Here is a 15,602-nt window from a genome sequence, read left to right as displayed (position 1 = left end):
GTGCGGTATTGCCCTAAAAAATCCTGTATCCTACAGACAGAAAAGAATCCCTGTTCCGGTATGATCCGGAGCAGGGATTTTTGTTCCGTGTTTCCTTTATTCCGTGTTTTCCAAGGCATTCAAAAACGTCAGGCTTCGCCCTAAGATGCCGTTGAGGTAGGCGATCAGTACGCCGTAATTGGTGTAGGGAATGCCCTGTGCAGCGGCTCTCGCGGCACGGGTTTCCATTTCCCGCTGGTTCAGCATACAGCCGCCGCAGTGCACCACAAGGCGGTAGGGCGTGAGGTCTTCCGGAAAGCTGTTGCCGGAGGAAAACGAAAATGAAAATTGCTTGCCGGTGTGTGCAGTGATCCAGCGGGGCAGTTTTACTGTGCCGATGTCGTTGCACTGGCGGTGGTGGGTGCAGCCCTCAGAAATGAGGATCCGGCTGTTTTCCGGAAGGGTTTCCAGAGTCTGTGCTGCCTGCATTGCCGGAGCGAGAACGCCCTTATAGCGGGCGAACAAAATGGAAAACGATGTCAGCAAGATCTCCTCCGGCACCAGTGATTTGACCTGCCCGAACGCCTGACTGTCAGTAACCACCAGCCGCGGCGGCTGTTTCAGCAGGGAAAGGGTGTGAGCTAGCTGTTCCGGCTGTGTCACCAGACAGACGGCAGTCTGATCCAGAATCTCCCGAATTGCCTGTACCTGCGGCAAAATCATACGCCCTTTCGGAGCTGATTCGTCAATGGGAGTGACCAGAAGCACCACGTCCTCCGGTCGGAGCAGGCTGCCGAACAGACTGGACGGCGGTTGCTTTTCGGCATGCTGCTGGTAGAGTTTTCCCAGCTGTTCCTTGAGCATCTGGATACCCTGTCCGGTTCTGGCACTGACAGCAATGCCGGTTTCCGGAACGCTGTCTGCGATGTCGCATTTGTTCCACACCTGCAACACCGGAATCTGCTGTTGTTCCAGTTGCTGCAAAATGGTATGGTCTGCTTCAGTCATGCCGGTGGAGGCATCGATTACCAGCACAGCCAGATCTGTGTGGGAAAATGCCCGCTTTGCCTGTTGTACCCGCAGTTCTCCCAGTGTGCCGGTGTCGTCCAGACCGGGGGTGTCGATCAGCACAACTGCTCCGATCGGCAACAGTTCCATTGCTTTTTCCACGGTGTCTGTGGTGGTGCCACAGACAGGGGAAACCACAGAGATCGTCTGTCCGGCAACGGCGTTGATCAGGCTGGACTTACCGGCATTCCGCCGCCCGAAAAAGCCAATGTGTACCCGATTGGCACGGGGTGTCTGGTTGCGGTTCTGTTCCATAAGCGTTTCTCCTTAAAACCGGAAATCTCTTGCCCCTTGCAGAATTTCACGCAGATAGGTTTCGGTTTTGGCACGGACGTTTTCGTTGGGAATTTCCAGAAGCTGCCGCTTCAGCACTTCCTGCCCCAGTGCTCTGGTTTCCGGCGAAGCATAGTCCGCCAGAAATTCCTGTAGGGTAATGAGAGCGTTGGGGTGGCAGCAGTTCTGGATCTGTCCGCTTTTGCAGAGTGCCATGAACCGGTCGCCGGTGCGTCCGGCACGATAACAGGCGGTACAGAAACTGGGGATATAGTCCATTTCCATGAGCCACCGCACCACTTCGTCCAGCGAACGCCGGTCGCTGACATCAAACTGTGCGGAATTGTCGTCAGGCGTTTCCGGTATATCGTAGCCGCCGACGCTGGTACGGGAGCCACCGCTGATCTGGGAAATGCCCAGCGGAAGCAGCCGTTCCCGTACTGCCTGACTTTCTCGTGTGGAAATGATCATGCCGGTGTAGGGGACAGAAATGCGAATGAGGGCACAGATCTTGGCGAAAATATCGTCGCTGATGCCGTTGTCGAAATCGTCGGGGTTGATGTCCTCTGCCTTTTTGATGCGGGGAATGCTGATGGTGTGAGGACCAACGCCGTGGACAGCTTCCAGATGCTCTGCGTGCATGAGAAGCCCTACCAACTCGTAGGGATAATTTTCCAGCCCGAACAACACGCCCAGTCCCACATCATCAATGCCGCCAGCCATAGCACGGTCCATGGCTTCGGTGTGGTAGTCGTAATTGTGCTTCGGACCGGTGGGGTGAAGCTTTTCATAGCTTTCCTTGTGATAGGTTTCCTGAAAGAGGATATACGTTCCGATGCCGGCTTCTTTCAGCATGTGGTATTCTTCTTCCGTGGTGGCGGCGATGTTGACATTCACCCGCCGGATCGCTCCGTTTTTGTGGTGAATGTGATAAATGGTGTCGATGCATTCCAGAATGTAAGAGATCGGGTTGTGCAGCGGGTCTTCGCCGGCTTCAATGGCAAGCCGCTTGTGTCCCATGTCCTGCAACGCCGTGACCTCCCGAACAATGTCCTCCTGCGACAGCTTTTTGCGGGAGATGTGCTTGTTCTTGGCGTGATAGGGGCAGTAGGTACATCCGTTGATGCAGTAGTTGGACAGATACAGCGGGGCAAAAATGACAATACGGCTGCCATAGAAATCCAGCTTGATCTGCCTTGCCAGACGATTCATCTGCTCTGTCACAGCATCATCTTCACAGAGCAGCAGCACCGCCGCCTCCCGATGATTCAGCCCCTTTCGCCGTGCCGCCTTTGCCAGAATTTCTGACAGCAGGGAAGTGTCGTTTTTGTGTGCTCTGGCGTATTCCAGCGTGTCCAGGATCTCTGCATGGTTGATAAATTCTTCCGCCCGAAGGGATTGCGGATTATACAATATGATCGCCGTCCTTTTCTCGTTTTGGCAGTGAATAGCTGCCGGCTACTCTGTTGCTTTACCTGTTAAGGAAAACACTGCATAAAGCTTGTGCGTAAGATGCGTCGTCAGATTTTTCGGCAGATTGCCCAGAAATTCCGCAGGCAGACTGTATGTCTGGCAAGGGATTTCTGGGCAATATGACGGAAAATCTGCAAGCAGATTGCGTGCAAAGCCGTCAGGCGGGCTTTATGCAGTGTTTTCTTAATAATTATAACACCTTCGATTTGCCTTGTCAATTCGACTACGGAAAAATGCCCAGTCCAAAAAACTTTTCCAGAAACCGTTTTGTGACTATTGACAAATTTTCGGAAAGGGTGTATAATTGTTCTATGAAATTCAGCGGCTGTTTTGTGCAATACTGCCGCTGCAGGTTGAGTGATAAACTCTGCAATCGGAAAGGAAGATGGAACAATGAAGAATTTTTGGAAACGTCTGGGCAGTGCCGGCGTAGCGACAGCACTTTGTCTGGGCATGGCACAGGCAGTGCCGGCGGCTGTGGTATCTGCTGCGGATCCGCTGTTCTCTGCGGAGTGTGAGGATCTGACTTTGTCAAGTGATGCACAGGTTGCAACAAAAGTCTATAATGATGAATATCCGGGTTATACCGGTGCCGGATTTGTCTGGGTCACCAGTTCCGGCACCATGAGCTTTACCATTGATGCACCGGAAACCGGCATGTATCGGCTGATGACCAGATGCATTATGTATCTGGGAACTTCTTCCAGCGACATTCGGGAAGCACAGGTGACTGTCACACGTTCTGACGACAGTACCGCTACCAAGACCGTCAAGATCGCACATACAGATGACTGGAACGATTACAACTGGGGCGATCTGAAGCTGACCAAGGGCGAAAATACCATTACATTCGGCGGCGGCTGGGGCTATTGCCTGTACGACAACATGACTCTGACACAGACACCGAAGCCGGAATATGAAAAGGCAACGGCAACACCGGTAGACCCCAAGGCAACCAAGGAAACCAAGGCTCTGATGTCCTACCTCAAGAGCGTATATGGTTCTCACATCATTTCCGGTCAGCAGGAAATTTACGGCGGCGGGAATGACGGCGATTCCGAAAAGGAATTCAACTACATTAAGGACAATACCGGAAAGCTGCCGGCGATCCGCGGCTTTGACTTTATGAACTACAACCCGCTGTATGGCTGGGAAGACGGCACAACGGAACGTGCAATCAAATGGGCAAAAGAACAGAATGGTATCGTCACTGCATCGTGGCATATCAATGTGCCGATCGATTTTGACAAATACACGCTGGGTGACGAGGTTGACTGGAAGAAATGCACGTATAAGAACTATCAGACATCGAACAGCACTTTCAACACAGCAAACGCTGTCAAGGAAGGCACAAAGGAATATGAGTATTTTCAGGAGTGCATGAAGGATCTGGCAGAACAGCTCCAGAAGCTACAGGATGCCAACGTGCCGATCATTCTCCGTCCGCTGCATGAAGCACAGGGCAACGAGGGCAACTATAGCGACGGTACTTCTTGGTTCTGGTGGGGCGACCGCGGAGCAGAAGTATACAAGGAACTGTGGAAGTTGCTGTACACCACGCTGACCGAAGAATATGGTCTGCACAACATCATCTGGGAATACAACAGCTACAACTATGCAAACTCTGATACATGGTATCCGGGCGATGACTATGTAGACATCGTGGCATACGACAAGTATAACTGCGATTTTAACCGCGATGACGGTCAGAGCTCCGGCACACCGAACCTGAGTGCCATTTCTCCGATCTTCAACTATCTGTATGAACTGACCAGCGGCAAGAAAATGGTTGCTATGGCAGAAAACGACTCCATTCCGTCTGAGGAAAACATGGTCATTGAAAATGCCGGCTGGCTGTATTTCTGCCCGTGGTACGGCGATCACCTGATGTCCAGTCAGTATAACGATGCGGCTCAGCTGAAGAAGATGTACACCAGCGATTACTGCATCACACTGGACGAACTGCCGAAAGATCTGTATGGCAATGCAGAACCGGGCACAACTGTAACAACAGATGCAACAACTGATACGACAGCAGAAACTACTACGGAAACGGAAACCACAGCAACTACTTATTTTTCTGTAGTAACCACCACAGAAGATACCGCAGAAACGACTGTGGAAACCACCGTTTCTACTGCGGATACCGAAGAAAGCACAGAAACGACTGTAGAATCTTCTGCAACAGAAACCAGTGCAGACACCACCGCTACAACGGCAAGTGAAACCACAGTTACCACAAAGGGTGCAGTGGAAGCTGCTACATTGTACGGCGACATCAATCTGGACGGCAGAGTAGACATCACTGATGCGGTTCTGCTGAACAAGGCGGCTGCAAATGCGGTATCTCTTTCTGCACAGCAGCAGGCAAACGCTGACTGCGACGAAAGCGGCGAAGTAGACAGCAATGATGCCGTAGTACTGCTGAAGTTCCTGGTATCGATCATTCACACACTGCCGAACAAGGGCGAATAAAGCAACGGATATACGCTGCGAAGCAGTGAAAAAAGTCCTGTTCTCCGTGGAAGGAGAGCAGGACTTTTTGTCGCCTTGTGTTCGCAGGAATCAGGGAAACACTGCATAAAGCTTGTGCGTGCAAAGCCGTCAGGCGGGCTTTATGCAGTGTTTCCTTAGGCAATACCGCACAAAAATTGTGCGGTATTGCCCTTAGTATCCTCTGAAAATTTTCCGGAGTGTGAGCCAGATGACCCATACGAAAAGTGCCAGCAGAATCAGTTTTACCATGTTCAAAATCCTCCCCGATTTAAAATGTTATCGTATCCCGTATTTGGTAACGCCGATCACCAGAATGATCAGCACGATCACGCCCATAATTCCCATGATTTTTCATCACCTTTCCACATCAGAAGATCGCCGAAAATGACTTTAGGAAACGCTGAATAAAGTTCGCCTGACGGCTTTGTACGCAATCTGCTTGCAGATTTTCCGTCATATTGCCCAGAAATCCCTTGCCATACGGCAGTATGCCTGCGGAATTTCTATGCAATCTGCCGAAAAATTTGACTACGCATCTTACGCACAAGCTTTATTCAGTGTTTCCTTTATTTCGGTGCGTTTCATCGTTCTGCAATTATCATATCATAATTGGGGGAAGAAGTAAACACAAAACAGTTCCGAAATTGCAGAGCTTTTTCGGAACTGTTTTCTCTTGACATATGCGGCTGCGAAGCCGGTTTCAGGGTGTGTTCTGCTGTAGAGATTCCTCCTCATGCTGCCGCCGCAGGGCGTACTTTCGCTTGGTGGCAAGACCGCCGCGGATATGGCGTTCCTGTTTGTTTTGCTCCAGAATTTCCTTGACCTGTGTATATAGATCGGGCTGGATCTGTTCCAGTCGTTCGCTGACGTCCTTATGTACGGTGCTTTTGGAAACGCCGAACCATTCTGCTGCGGCACGGACGGTGGCTTTCTGGCGGACGATATACTCGCCGAGAATCACGGCACGTGCTTCGGGCTGTTCTTTCATGATGCCTCACTCCAATTGTGGTTTTGCTACAGCATATGCAGTACCAGCGAAAATAAGAACGAGAGAAGTGCTGTGTCGGCTTTTCTTACAGCCCACTTGCAGATTTTAAGAAAAGTTTATGAGAAATCGTTGACGTATTCCGGTAATTGTGTTACAATAGAGAACAGCGGCATAAGGTGACTTATGCAGAGTGTAGGACACTCCGGAAATACAGTGTGATCCCTGACGGATCATGGAAAGGACATTGGTACATATGGTTTGGGAACTCATCAAGTCCCTGATTTTCGGTATTGTGGAAGGCATTACAGAATGGCTTCCGATCAGCAGTACCGGACATCTGATTTTGCTGGACGAATTTTTGAAACTGGACGCAACAGATAATTTCAAGGAAATGTTTGACGTTGTGATTCAGCTGGGAGCTATTCTGGCGGTTGTCGTCATCTACTGGAAAAAGCTGTGGCCTTTCGGCAAGCAGGATAACCCGCACCCCATGGCACAGACCGGCTTCGGGGCATGCCTGAAAAAGGACATTCTCCAGATGTGGTGCAAGGTCATCGTGGCAACGGTGCCGGCGGCAGTGATCGGGCTTCTGCTGGACGACTGGAGTCAGGCACACCTGTACAATGCGTGGACAGTTGCCATTATGCTGATTCTGTTTGGTATCGCGTTTATCTGGATCGAAAAGTGGCATAAGAACCGCACCCCGAAGATGAGCAGCATTGCCTCGCTGCGATACAATACCGTTTTGATGATCGGCATCTTTCAGCTGATCGCGGCGATCTTTCCGGGAACTTCCCGTTCCGGTGCGACGATCGTGGGAGCACTGCTGCTGGGCGTTTCCCGTACAGCGGCGGCGGAATTCACCTTCTTTCTGGCGATTCCGGCAATGTTCGGGGCAAGCCTGCTGAAGCTGGTGAAGTGCGGACTGCCCTCTACCGGCATGGAAACGACGATGCTGCTGATCGGTATGATCTCCGCGTTTGTGGTTTCCATTGTGGTAATTCGTTTCCTGATGAGTTACATCAAGAAGCATGACTTTACTGTGTTCGGCTGGTATCGTATCGTTCTCGGCGTTCTGGTGCTGATTGGCGGTATTACCGGATTTATTGGTTAAGAAAATAAAGGAAATCCCCGTGTATCCTTGTTGCGTTGGATACACGGGGATTTTTTATGGGCTACGTTCTTTTTACTGTGTGGCTTCGGTGGACTGCGTTACGGCAGTGGTGTAAGTGGTGGGAGCCGTTGTGCTCACTGCTGTTCCGCCGAGGACGATGGCATGCTGTTTCAGATAATTCTCCCACAGCGACAGAGAGTTACCCAGCAGGTGAATGCCGTCAGAGGTCAGGGTCGCGTCCAGACAGCCGTTAGCGTCCATGACAGCTTCGTTGACATTCAGGTAGAAGATATTGTCCTGCGGATTTGCCAGAGCCTCCAGAGCCTGATTGCGGGCGTTGACAGTGGCGTTGTTGATTGCCCCGCCGGGGTTATCCTGCGAAGCGGCAACCACCAGAATGCTTTCCAGATAGATGACAGCATTGGGCTGTGCCTGCCGTACCTGTGCGATCACCTGAGCATATGCCTGTGCCCAGCTTTCTGTGGTGCCTGTGCCCAGTTCGTTCAGCCCCAGCATGATGTAAACCTTGCCGTATTGCTTTTGTGCCAGTTTCTGTTCCAGGGTGACACTCTCGCCGGTGTTGGGGTTGCCGGCAGCTTTTTCCGTGACTTTGAAAATGGTAAGTCCTACGCTGGAGAAGTAGTCCGCATTGGTCAGGCTGCCATAGAGGGCAAGCCCCTCGGTACGGGAGTCGCCAATGAAAAGGGCATCGTCAAAGTAGGAATCGTCTACCGTCTGAAATACCGGCGTGGGAGCAGTTGTAGTGGTGACAACCGGCTGACCGGCAGCCAGCGTGGTCTGTGCGGCGGAAGTGGTCGTCTGTGAAGCTGTCGTTGCGGAGTTGTCGATTTTCTTGGCGTTCTGTACTACCTGCCAGATGTTTGCAACGGCAATGGAAACCACGAATGCCAAGATCAGAGGGTATTGTTTGAGAAATTTCAGGAAATTCATGGAATGCTCCTTTCAAGGCACGGTCAGAACTGGAAGTACAGGAACGGGTTGTTGGTCTGTGTCATCATCGCACGAATGGAGAGGACAAACAGGATCAACAGCAACAGCAGACAGAATCCGCTTTTCCGGAATTTTTTGTAGTACATCAGCGGCAGAGGCGTACTGAACAGCACACACGGCACGAGAATTTTCCAGTAGTTGTGGAACGCCTGCACCGCATCTCGGGTGTTGGACTGCACTTCGTCAGAGGTGAGGAACGGGAACAGCCTTGTGAAATAGGTGCCCAGCTGGTGCATATCCGGAATGGCGAAAACCATCCATGTCAGCGGTATGATGAAGATGATGTAGGCATGTTTCAGCAGATGGGTGCGTTCCAGGAATTTGCCGTAGACGTTTTTTTCCAGTGTCAGAAGCACGAAGAAGATCAGTCCCCACAGCACAAAGTTCCAGCTTGCACCGTGCCACAGTCCGGTAAACGCCCAGACTGCCAGCATGTTCCGCATGGTTTTCCACTTGCCCACACGGCTGCCGCCCAGCGGGAAATAGATATAGTTCTTGAACCAGCGTCCCAGCGTGATGTGCCATCTTCTCCAGAACTCGCCGGCGGTGCCGGACATGTACGGGAGGTTGAAGTTCTGGGGAAGCTGGAAGCCAAGCATTTTTCCCACGCCAATTGCCATCATGGAATAGCCGGAGAAGTCGAAGTAGATCTGAAAGCTATAGGCAAACGCTCCCAGCCACGCATAAGGGGTGGAGATACTATCATACCCGATAACGGACAGATTATTCCACAGACCGCCCATGGGGTTCGCCAGCAGCGTCTTGGCACTCAGCCCGAGCACAAAGGTTTCCATGCCCTCCTCCAGCAGACGGACATCGACCCGACGGTTTTTCAGCTGCGGCTGAATTTCACTGTACATGCAGATCGGACCGGAGATCAGCTGCGGGAACATGCAGAGGTACACGCCCAGATCCAGAATACTCCTTGCGGGACGCGTCTTTCCGTTGTAGACATCGATCAGGTAGGACGTGATCTGAAAGGTGAAGAAGCTGATGCCAAGCGGCATCACAAGCGATACCTTGGGAATTGCCGTATGAAAAATAGAGAGCAGGGAATTCAGGTTGCCGATCAGGAAGTTGGTGTACTTGAATACCACCAGCAATCCAAAGTTGTAAATCAATCCCGCGATCAAATAGTGCTTGGCGGATTCAGGGTGTCTGGCATGTGTTCCGCTGATCATGCGGGAAAGCCCATAGTTGATCAGCAGGGACAGCAGCAGCAACAGGGTATACCAGCCGCTGCCAATGGCGTAAAAAACAAGGCTGCCGATCACCAGTGTGATATTTCGGTATTTCTGCGGTGTGGCATAATATGCCAGCAGGAAAATCGGCAGAAACTGAAACAAAAATGCAATTGTGCTGAAAACCATAGATGATTCCTCAATTCCCCGGAGAGTATTTTTCTTCAACGGCACTGCATGTGTTTTGTGCAGTGCTGCTTTTATTGTATGCAGATTTGTACAAATAACAACACCCCGACAAGCGGGGTGTCTCATACTATATCATAGGGGAAAACTGTCGATTTTTCAAGAACTTAGTCATAACAAATAAATTACAATTCGGTGACAAACTGAATTGCGGGATCAGTCCTTCTTTTCCGGAGCTGCATAGCAGGTAAAGACCTGTTCCACGTGCTTGGGATCTTTGACCTTTGTCAGGGCACTGACGACCGGCACCACGATCAGAGAGAGCAGCATGGCAATGGCTCCGGCGTTGATCGGCGAAGCCAGATTCAGCGGCAGGCTTGCGGCAGCCTTGGAAAGTTCCGGATTCCAGCCGAAGCCGAACAGGAACATGTGCACCAGTGTCAGACCGATTCCCAGAATGAAGCTGGTCCATACTGCCGGCTTGGTGATCTTCCTGCTGAACAGACCGTACATGAATGGCCCCAGGAAAGCACCGGCAAGGGCACCCCATGAATAGGACATCAGTGTGGAAATGGAGGCGTTTTTGTTGAACGCCAGCAGTACGGAAATGACCAGAAAGACGGCGATCAGCACACGCATGATCAGCATTTCCTTTTTGTCAGAGCACTTTTTCAGATTGGGTTTGATGAGGTCGATCGTCAGCGTGGAACTGGAAGTCAGCACCAGCGAAGACAGGGTGGACATCGATGCGGAAAGCACCAGTACGACTACCAGACCGATCAGAATATCCGGCAGAGCCGTGTGCAGCAGGGACGGGATCATGGCATCGAAGTCCGGCTTGCCGTTGGACAGGGTAGAGATCACGGTCTTGCCGCTGCCGTCCTCTGTCAGTGTGCAGAACAACCGGTCAAAGCCGCCCAGCAGGTAAGAACCGCCGGCAACGATCAGGGCAAAAACAGTAGAGATCACAGCACCCTTTTTGATGTCGTTTTCACTCTTGATGGCGTAGAACTTATGTATCATTTGCGGCAGTCCCCATGTGCCGAGAGAAGTCAGTATTACAACACCTAGCAGGTTCAGCGGGTCAGGACCGAATACGGAGTTCAGGGTGTTGGTCTTTCCGTTGACTTCAATCTCTCCCAGTGCAGCCAGAGCCGAAGTCAGACCGCCCTGATTCTGAATGGCACAGATCACAACAGCGGCGATGCCGATGAGCATAACAATGCCCTGAATGAAGTCGTTGATCGCAGTTGCCGCGTAGCCGCCCAGAATGACATAGATCGCGGTCAGCAGTGCCATGACAATAATGATGATCTTATAAGCACCCTCTGATTCGATCTGGAACGCCATGTTGAACAGACGGGACAGACCGTTGTAAACAGAAGCGGTATAGGGAATCAGGAACACAAATACGATCAGTGCGGCGGCGATCTTCAGTCCTTTGGAGTTCCAACGCTTTTCGAAATATTCCGGCATGGTCTTGGCACCCAGCGACTGGGTCATGATGCGGGTACGCCGTCCCAGCACGATCCACGCCAGCAGACTGCCCAGCAGGGCGTTGCCTACGCCGACCCATGCGGCGGAAACGCCGTAGGTCCAGCCGAACTGTCCGGCATAGCCGATGAATACCACGGCGGAAAAATAAGATGTGCCATAAGCGAACGCTGTGAGCCATGAGCCAACACTGTGACTGCCCAGCACAAAGTCGCTGACGGAACGGGTCTGCCTTGCGGTATAGACGCCGATGCCCATCATGATCGCAACATAGATGATGATCATTCCAATGGTGATTGCGGTTGTCATATTCCTCTCCTCACGGCAGCGTTTGGCTGCCTGTATAAATTTTTACAGGGGCAATACCGCACAAAGATTGTGCGACAGATGCGTCGTCAAATTTTTCGTCAGATGAAACAAAAAGCGGAGTGAATACTGGATGTATTCACGAGCATTTTTGTGAAATATGAGAGTCTGTTTCGTATCTGACGTATGCAGATTGCGTCGTCAGATTTTTTGAGAGATGAAGGGAAAAACGGAGAAAATCCTTTGTGGATTTTCGAGTATTTTCCCGAAATATCTCGGAAAATATGCACGCAAGATGCGTGCGAGAAGATACGAAACAGGCTCTGAAGGAAAATTTGCAAGCAGATGGCGTGCAAAGTCGCCAGACGCTCTTTGTGCGGTATTGCCCAGGACGTTTTTTTGCAGATGCAAAAAAACACACCCTTCCAATTATAATCGAGTTGTCGGTTTTTGTCAACCCATATTTCTCGGTTTCGGGCGATTTGCTGTATGAATATGAAATATCACAGGAATGTTACATAATGTTCACCTGGATTCTGGCAGAAAAATCGGAAAAAGGCTTGACAAGCCGGTAAATGTGTGGTATTCTATAGTTAGTCAATGCTAACTCTTGAAAAAGCAAGGGGAAAACACAGAACAAAGCCAATGGAATAGCCAATGGAATAGACTTTATGCGACGTTTTTCAAAGATCCCCAGCTGCTTTCCGGTGGTTGACGAATCATCGGACAAGCAGTTCTTGGGAAATGCTGCATAAAGGAAACACAGCACGCAGATTGCATGCAAAGGCAATACCGCACAAAGAGCGTCTGGCGACTTTGCACGCCATCTGCTTGCAAATTTCCCGTCATATTTCACAAAAATGCTCGTGAATACAGCAAGTATTCACTCCGCTTTTTGTTTCATCTGACGAAAAATTTGACGACGCATCTGTCGCACAATCTTTGTGCGGTATTGCCCAAAGCCGTTAGGCGTTCTTTATGCAGCGTTTTCCCTGGTGATGAGGGAATGCTTGGCTGCCAGAAATACCGTGGACAGCGGAAGATCCGCTTCGTCCGAGAACCATGTGAGGTGAAACTGATGAGTGTTGTAATTATCGGCGGAAACGAGTGCATGAGCCGTCAGTATGCAGATGTCTGCATGGAGCACGGCTGCACCGCGAAGGTGTTTCCGAAAGAAACCGGTCCGATCGAAAAGAAGATCGGCTCTCCGGATCTGATGATCCTGTTTACCCGTACCGTGTCCCATAAAATGGTACAGGGTGCCGTAAAGGCGGCGAAGAAGAACTCGATCCCCATTGCACGGGTGCAGAGCAGCAGCATTTCTGCACTGCGGGCACTGCTGGGACAGAAAGGTATGGCACAGGCATAATGCTTTCCCTGAAGCGGTGGGCGTGAGAACCGCTTGGGGATAAGCTTTTGCATACGAAGAACCGACGTTTTGGAAGAGAGCGTCGGTTCTTTTTTATGTAGATACACTTTGATTCGTCAAACTGCATAAAAGATATGAAATTTGTTCTATTTTCTTGACAATGGAAAGCGGATATGCTATAATGAAGTGTACGTGATCAGTGATCGGCTTTTTGAGCCGAATATGAAGAATTGGAGTGAAAAAAGATGAACTGGAAAGGAAATCTAAAGAAAAAACTGACGGCAGTACTGTCCGCCGGTGTTTTGGCGGTGACGGGAACGGTTTCGGCAGTGTCGGGAATGACAGTAACTGCGGACACTCCCGACTTGCAGTTGGACAACTATGCAAAACTGCTGCAGTATTCGCTGTATTTTTATGATGCCAATATGTGCGGCAGTGCTGCTGAAAATTCCGCGTTCTCTTGGCGGAGTGCCTGCCATACGGGTGATGCTGTTGCGGGCGGCTTCCACGATGCCGGCGATGCCATTAAGTGTGGTCTGACTGCCGGATTTACGGCTTCCACATTGGGCTGGATGTGCTATGAATATCAGGATCAGTTCCAGCAGACAGGCACCATGGAGCACTACCAGCTGATCATGAATGAATTCTGCGATTTCTTTAAAGCTTCCACTACGCTGTCCGGCGGAGCGGTGACCTCTTTCGTGTATGAAATGGGTGAAGACGGCAAGGATCACAGCACTTGGTATGCACCGGAAAAAATGTGGGATCGTGACAGCAGCGAGACCTATTCTGTAACAGACGGTGCCAGCAACGTTGCGGCACAGTATGCTGCGGCACTGGCACAGAACTATATCATTTCCGGCAGAGAAGAAGATCTGACCTATGCAACAGCCCTCTATAACTTTGCTGCAAAATACCGGAAGATGACAGACAATCAGAGCACTTATCGGGACAAGGATGTGCAGGACGACATCTCATGGGCAGCTGGCTGGATGTATCTGGCAACCAAGCAGGACGATTACCTGACAGAAAACAGCAAGTATACCAGCAGCACTAACGACTGGACAAAGGATTATTGCTATGCAAATGCGTCTTTGGGTGCTGCGATCATCAACGCGGAGATCACCGGCAACTGGAGCTATGCAACCAGCTATATTGACGGCATTGTCAATTCCAATCAGAACCAGTTCTATGTCATGAACAGCTGGGGCAGTGCAAGACATAACACCCTGATGCAGACCTGTGCACTGGTCGTTTCTCACCACAAGGACGAATCCGGCAAGGATTACAGCGAATGGGCACAGAAGCAGATGAACTACATTCTGGGTGACAATAATGCCAATGTATGCCTGGTTGTTGGCTGGAACGATGTATCAGCAACTTCTCCGCACCACCGTGCAGCATCAAATCTGACCAATAGCTCTGACTGGCACGAGTACAACAGCTGGGACGGCGACTACGCTTCCAGCGGCGGACACATCTTGTACGGTGCACTTTGCGGCGGTCCGACCAGCAGCGACTTTACAACCTATCAAAAGACGGCAAAGGACGCAACTTCCAACGAAGTCGCACTGGACTATCAGGTTGGTCTGGTAGGTGCGGCAGCTGGTCTGTATGCAGCTTACGGCACAGGCTCTGTTGTGGCAGAAATCGGCCCGGAAGTAACAGTTTATCCGTCTGAAGTTGCTGCGGCAAACGGCGAAACACCGCAGCCGGGCACTACCACCACAGAACAGACGACTACCACGACGGAAGAAACCACGGCAACCACCACCACAACCGACACGACAACAGCGATACGGGAAACTGTCTGGGGAGAAGTTCCGGACGAAATGACCGTTGGAGAAGAGGCAAAGGCAACGATCATACATTACCTTGGTGTAAGCGGCGTTTCCTGCACATGGACTTCTTCTGATCCGGAGATCCTGGAAGTGACAGAAACCGGTAAGGAAGGCGACCTCTATACTTATGCAAAAATTTCTGCAAAGAAAGCGGGCAAGGTTACACTGACTGCCAACGATAACGGTCAAATATTTACCCATGAAATTACTGTAAATCCCTCTGAGGAAAAGGCGGAATGGGCAGACATCCCGTATTATATTATAGCAGGCGATGATTTCAGTGCTTCGATCTCCTACACCGGCAGCAATCCCGATTTCCAGTGGACTTCTTCTGACCCGAACGTTCTGGAAGTCGAGGGCAGCGGTCTGAATGCCACACTGCATGCGAAAAATGGCGGCACTGTGACACTGACTGCAACCAATGGTTCGATCACACTTACCAAAGAGATTGAGGTTGCGATTTGCATACTTACCACTTCTACCACCGAGGAAACCACCACAACAACAACCGAATCTGTCACAACGAATTCTGACGAAACCACTGCGACAACTTCCGGCAGTGAAACCACAACTACCACAAAGGGCGGCGATGTTACACCTGCCAGCCTGTACGGCGATGTCAATCTGGACGGCAGAGTGGACATTACCGATGCGGTAATGCTGAACAAGGCGGCTGCCAATACGGTACAGCTTTCTGAACAGCAGCGGAGCAATGCAGACTGTGATGCCAACAACGAAGTGGATTCCAATGATGCTGTGGTACTGCTGAAGTTCTTGGTATCCATCATCAAGACCTTGCCGGAAGTTGCAGAATAACGGAGGG

Annotated in this window: 11 protein-coding genes; 5 read left to right on the top strand and 6 right to left on the bottom strand. The window is 50.8% G+C overall.

The annotated features are described in order from the left end of the window. Positions 1 to 96: 96 nt before the first annotated feature. Entirely contained in the window at positions 97 to 1,302 is a 1,206-nt protein-coding gene (gene hydF / locus DXB92_RS06305; protein ID WP_117733218.1) for a [FeFe] hydrogenase H-cluster maturation GTPase HydF, read from the bottom strand. 12 nt (positions 1,303 to 1,314) lie between these two features. Then, positions 1,315 to 2,733 (bottom strand): [FeFe] hydrogenase H-cluster radical SAM maturase HydG, encoded by a 1,419-nt coding sequence (gene hydG, locus DXB92_RS06300; RefSeq protein WP_117733216.1) that lies wholly within the window; start codon positions 2,731 to 2,733, stop codon positions 1,315 to 1,317. A gap of 453 nt (positions 2,734 to 3,186) precedes the next feature. Between hydG and DXB92_RS06295 the strand changes: the two genes are divergently transcribed. After that, a complete protein-coding gene (locus tag DXB92_RS06295; RefSeq protein ID WP_181976937.1) occupies positions 3,187 to 5,268 on the top strand; it encodes a glycosyl hydrolase in 2,082 nt (693 codons plus the stop codon). 721 nt (positions 5,269 to 5,989) lie between these two features. Here DXB92_RS06295 and spoIIID read toward each other — a convergent pair. Further along, positions 5,990 to 6,277 carry a sporulation transcriptional regulator SpoIIID gene (gene spoIIID / locus DXB92_RS06285; protein ID WP_021681299.1) on the bottom strand — a complete coding sequence of 96 codons (288 nt, stop codon included), beginning with the start codon at positions 6,275 to 6,277 and terminating at the stop codon, positions 5,990 to 5,992. A 253-nt stretch (positions 6,278 to 6,530) separates the two neighbouring features. On the opposite strand from spoIIID, the gene DXB92_RS06280 reads away from it, so the two are divergent. Continuing rightward, positions 6,531 to 7,391 carry an undecaprenyl-diphosphate phosphatase gene (locus tag DXB92_RS06280; RefSeq protein WP_117733212.1) on the top strand — a complete coding sequence of 287 codons (861 nt, stop codon included), beginning with the start codon at positions 6,531 to 6,533 and terminating at the stop codon, positions 7,389 to 7,391. 72 nt (positions 7,392 to 7,463) lie between these two features. On the opposite strand, the gene DXB92_RS06275 is transcribed toward DXB92_RS06280, so the two are convergent. From DXB92_RS06275 to DXB92_RS06265, 3 genes are all read right to left on the bottom strand, one after another. Beyond that, entirely contained in the window at positions 7,464 to 8,342 is an 879-nt protein-coding gene (locus tag DXB92_RS06275) for a GDSL-type esterase/lipase family protein (protein ID WP_117733210.1), read from the bottom strand. A 23-nt stretch (positions 8,343 to 8,365) separates the two neighbouring features. After that, positions 8,366 to 9,772: an MBOAT family protein gene (locus DXB92_RS06270; protein ID WP_181976936.1), complete on the bottom strand. Its 1,407-nt coding sequence runs from the start codon at positions 9,770 to 9,772 to the stop codon at positions 8,366 to 8,368. A gap of 213 nt (positions 9,773 to 9,985) precedes the next feature. After that, the gene (locus DXB92_RS06265) at positions 9,986 to 11,572 is read right to left on the bottom strand and encodes a sodium:solute symporter (RefSeq protein WP_117733206.1); all 1,587 of its coding nucleotides are present in this window, start codon (positions 11,570 to 11,572) and stop codon (positions 9,986 to 9,988) included. Positions 11,573 to 11,814: 242 nt separating this feature from the next. On the opposite strand from DXB92_RS06265, the gene DXB92_RS06260 reads away from it, so the two are divergent. The 3 genes from DXB92_RS06260 (at position 11,815) to DXB92_RS06250 (ending at position 15,595) form a co-directional block, all read left to right on the top strand. Continuing rightward, positions 11,815 to 12,144: a hypothetical protein gene (locus DXB92_RS06260; RefSeq protein ID WP_117733204.1), complete on the top strand. Its 330-nt coding sequence runs from the start codon at positions 11,815 to 11,817 to the stop codon at positions 12,142 to 12,144. A 503-nt stretch (positions 12,145 to 12,647) separates the two neighbouring features. After that, a complete protein-coding gene (locus DXB92_RS06255; RefSeq protein WP_040646960.1) occupies positions 12,648 to 12,938 on the top strand; it encodes a DUF2325 domain-containing protein in 291 nt (96 codons plus the stop codon). 245 nt (positions 12,939 to 13,183) lie between these two features. After that, a complete protein-coding gene (locus DXB92_RS06250) occupies positions 13,184 to 15,595 on the top strand; it encodes a glycoside hydrolase family 9 protein (RefSeq protein WP_117733202.1) in 2,412 nt (803 codons plus the stop codon). Positions 15,596 to 15,602: the final 7 nt, after the last annotated feature.

Origin of the sequence: Ruminococcus sp. OM06-36AC (assembly GCF_003438725.1) — a bacterium.
Lineage (GTDB): Bacteria > Bacillota > Clostridia > Oscillospirales > Ruminococcaceae > Ruminococcus_C > Ruminococcus_C callidus.
The sequence above is the reverse complement of the archived record's forward strand: the minus strand, read 5'-3'. Positions and strand labels throughout refer to the sequence as shown.